Annotated in this window: 4 protein-coding genes; 1 reads left to right on the forward strand and 3 read right to left on the reverse strand. The window is 71.1% G+C overall.

From position 1 onward, the window contains the following. Both rpsB and BN12_RS20180 read right to left on the reverse strand, forming a co-directional pair. A partial coding sequence (gene rpsB, locus BN12_RS20175) for a 30S ribosomal protein S2 (protein ID WP_083454801.1) occupies positions 1-849 on the reverse strand: 849 nt, incomplete at its 3' end. Between the two features lie 255 nt (positions 850-1,104). Further along, positions 1,105-1,503 (reverse strand): VOC family protein, encoded by a 399-nt coding sequence (locus tag BN12_RS20180; protein ID WP_048555283.1) that lies wholly within the window; start codon positions 1,501-1,503, stop codon positions 1,105-1,107. Between the two features lie 58 nt (positions 1,504-1,561). Between BN12_RS20180 and BN12_RS20185 the strand changes: the two genes are divergently transcribed. Continuing rightward, positions 1,562-2,806 carry an MFS transporter gene (locus tag BN12_RS20185; protein ID WP_048555285.1) on the forward strand — a complete coding sequence of 415 codons (1,245 nt, stop codon included), beginning with the start codon at positions 1,562-1,564 and terminating at the stop codon, positions 2,804-2,806. Between the two features lie 187 nt (positions 2,807-2,993). On the opposite strand, the gene BN12_RS26330 is transcribed toward BN12_RS20185, so the two are convergent. Further along, positions 2,994-3,402, reverse strand: a 409-nt coding sequence (locus tag BN12_RS26330; RefSeq protein ID WP_048555287.1) for a hypothetical protein, incomplete at its 5' end; no start/stop codon positions are given.

Here is a 3,402-nt window from a genome sequence, read left to right on the forward strand (position 1 = left end):
GGCCGTCGGGATCTCGGCCGCCGCCTCCGCGGACGGGGTCTCGACAGGGGCGACCTGGGTCGCCTCGGCCGCCGTCTCGGTGGCGAGCAGCTCGCGCTCCCACTCGGCGAGCGGCTCGTCGTTCGCGACGGCGCCCTCCTCGTCGGCGGTGCGCGCGCCGGAGCGGGCCACGAGGCCCTCGGCGACGGCGTCGGCGATGACGCGGGTCAGCAGCGTGACGGAGCGGATGGCGTCGTCGTTGCCGGGGATCTTGTAGTCGACCTCGTCGGGGTCGCAGTTCGTGTCGAGGATCGCGATGACCGGCAGGCCGAGCTTGCGGGCCTCGTCGACGGCGAGGTGCTCCTTCTTCGTGTCGACGATCCACACGGCCGACGGAACCTTCGTCATGCTCCGGATGCCACCGAGCGTCTTCTCGAGCTTGTCCTTCTCCCGCTTGAGGATGAGGAGCTCCTTCTTGGTGTAGCCCGACGCGGCGACGTTGTCGTAGTCGAGCTCCTCGAGCTCCTTCAGGCGGGTGAGGCGCTTGGAGATCGTGCCGAAGTTGGTGAGCATCCCACCGAGCCAGCGGTGGTTGACGTAGGGCATCCCGACCCGGGTCGCCTGCTCGGCGACCGGTTCCTGAGCCTGCTTCTTCGTGCCGACGAAGAGGATCGTGCCACCGTGGGCGACGGTCTCCTTGACGAACTCGTAGGCGTTGTTGATGTAGGTCAGCGACTGCTGCAGGTCGATGATGTAGATGCCGTTGCGCTCCGTCATGATGAAGCGCTTCATCTTGGGGTTCCACCGGCGGGTCTGGTGCCCGAAGTGGACGCCGCTCTCGAGGAGCTGGCGCATGGTGACGACGGCCATGCCGTGTTCTCCTATGTCGTTGTCAGTTCCGTCGGCGACGCACGGGTGCGCGCCGCCTGCCTGGTGCCCTGACGCACCCCACCGTATGCATCGCATACGGACTGCCGTGGTGCGTCCCCGGCTTCACGGCGATCCGGTCAGACGGGAGAAGGACACGCGAATTCGACCGGCACGAGACCGGTCGTGCGTCCAGTCTACGACCCGAGGCGCCGGACCCGGAAATCGCTCGCGACCCGGTGCTCTCGAGGCGAGGGACTACTCGGCGGCGGCGAGCTCCTCGGGCGAGCGCAGGACGCAGAACTCGTTGCCCTCCGGGTCGGCGAAGACGACCCATCCGGTGCCGGGGCCGTACTGCCCGCGCAGGTCCGCCAGCACCGTGACACCGAGCCCCTCGAGCCGGGCCACCTCCTCGTCGCGAGTGCCCTCGCGCGGTCGCAGGTCGAAGTGGATCCGCTTGGCCGGCAGCTCCTCGTCGGGCACCTCGATGAAGAGGATGGCGTGACCGGTGTCGGGGTCGGCGATGGAGCACTCCGCGTGCCCCGGCTCGTTGGGATCGTCCTCGTCCATGGCATACCCGAGCAGGTCGCGCCACCACTCGGACAGGGCATACGCGTCATGACAGTCCACGGTGGTGTGGCTCACGAAGCAGGTCATCCCGGCAGCCTGCCCGGCGCGGCCCAGGGGCGCAAAGGCTTACCGGGCGTAGGCTCGGATGTTCGTGTCCCGGATCGTCGACGTCGCCTTCCCGCCGCGCATGGGCGCGGCGTTCCGGTGGCTCTTCGGCTCCAACCTCGTGAGCAACCTCGGGGACGGTGTCGCCCTCGCCGCCGGCCCACTTCTCGTCGCGACCCAGACCCACAGCGCCTTCCTCGTCGCGCTCGCCGGGCTGCTCCAGCGTCTTCCGTGGCTCCTCCTCGGACTGTATGCGGGGGCCGTCGCCGACCGCATCGACCGCAAGCTCCTCGTCATGGGCGCCGACGCGGCCCGGGCACTCGTCGTCCTCGTCCTCGCCGTGACCATCGCGACCGGCTGGGTCGACATCACCGTCGTCCTCGTCACGATGTTCGTCTTCGGGATCGGCGAGGTCTTCGCCGACAGCGCGTCCATGACCCTCCTCCCGATGCTCCTCGACAAGGACGACCTCGGCATCGGCAACGCCCGGATGCAGGCCGGCAACCTCACGGCGAACCAGCTCATCGGCCCACCGATCGGCGCCTTCCTCTTCGCCACCGGCATGGTCATCCCGTTCCTCGCCCAAGCGGTATGCGTCGCCTTCGGCGTCGTCCTCATGGGCAGGGTCGCCGTGCCCCGCGGCTCCGTGCGACCGGACGTCCGCAGCCACATCCGGCACGACATCGCCGAGGGGCTGCGCTGGCTCACCCAGCACGCGGCGATGCGGACGCTCGCCATCGTCATCCTCGTCTTCAACGTGACGTGGGGCGCGGCCTGGTCGGTCCTCGTCCTCTACTCGCTCGACCGGCTCCACATGGGGGAGGTCGGATTCGGCCTGCTCACGACGGCGACGGCGGCCGGTGGGGTCGCCGCGACCCTCGGCTACGGCTGGCTCGAGCGGCACGTCGCCCTCTCGACCCTCATGCGCGCCTGTCTGACGCTCGAGGTCGCCACCCACCTGTCCCTCGCCGTGACGACGACCGGGTGGGTGGCCGTCGTCATCATGGTGGTCTTCGGGGGGTATGCCTTCGTGTGGGGCACGCTGTCCAGCCGGGTCCGGCAGCGGGTCGTCCCGACCGAGCTCCAGGGCCGGGTGACGAGCGTCTACGTCGTCGGGCTGTTCGCCGGTCTCGTCGTCGGCCAGGCGCTCGGAGGCGTCATCGCCGAGCACTGGGGACTCGCCGCGCCGTTCTGGTTCGCGTTCGTCGGGTCGGGGATCACCCTGGCCCTCGTCTGGCGCCAGCTGGCGCACATCTCCGCTGCGGACGCCGCCGCGACGGCGTGAGCGGCGCGACGTGGCCGTCCCGCACACCCGGCAGCGGGGTCTCGTGGACCGGCCGGCCTCGGCGCTGCCGACGAGGCGAGTGTGTCGTCCCGCCCGGGTGAGCGACCAGGCACCGCACGGCCGAATCGATCCCTCGTGGGGAGACAGCCCACGCCCCACCGTGGGCTGCTCCACCCACCAGAAGACGTCATCTCCCAGGCGTCCGTTCGAGGAGCCGTCCGGCGGCACGGAAGGCGCCGTCCCGGGCCCGGTGACCGTGATCGAGGACCGCCACCCGCATGACGGCCCCGGCCGCCCAGCGAGCGCCCGTCGTCGCGGGAAGGCGGCGAGTCTGCCAGTGGCGCAGGGCGGTCGAGAGGTCGGGAGCGGCCTCGGACGCTCCGGCAGGACCGCCATCCCGATGCGACTCCCCCGGCTGCGCGGCATCGGGGACTGCCGCGGAGGCGGACGCCGCGTCCCGGGCCGCAGCGTTCCGGGCCGCTGCGGAGGCGGACGCCGTATCGAGGGGAACTGCTGGGGGCGCGGCGCCGCGGGCGGTCGTGAGGGAGGCCGCGAGGGACGCGGCGTCGAGGATCGCGTCGCAGGCGCCCCGGCCG

Source organism: Nostocoides japonicum T1-X7 (genome assembly GCF_001046855.1).
GTDB classification, from domain to species: Bacteria; Actinomycetota; Actinomycetes; order Actinomycetales; family Dermatophilaceae; genus Nostocoides; species Nostocoides japonicum.

What these genes read in the sequence shown, in the direction of transcription:
- BN12_RS20185 (WP_048555285.1), top strand. Translation starts at nt 1,562, where the DNA reads ATGTTCGTGTCCCGGATCGTCGACGTCGCCTTCCCGCCGCGCATGGGC.
- BN12_RS20180 (WP_048555283.1), bottom strand. Translation starts at nt 1,503, where the DNA reads ATGACCTGCTTCGTGAGCCACACCACCGTGGACTGTCATGACGCGTAT.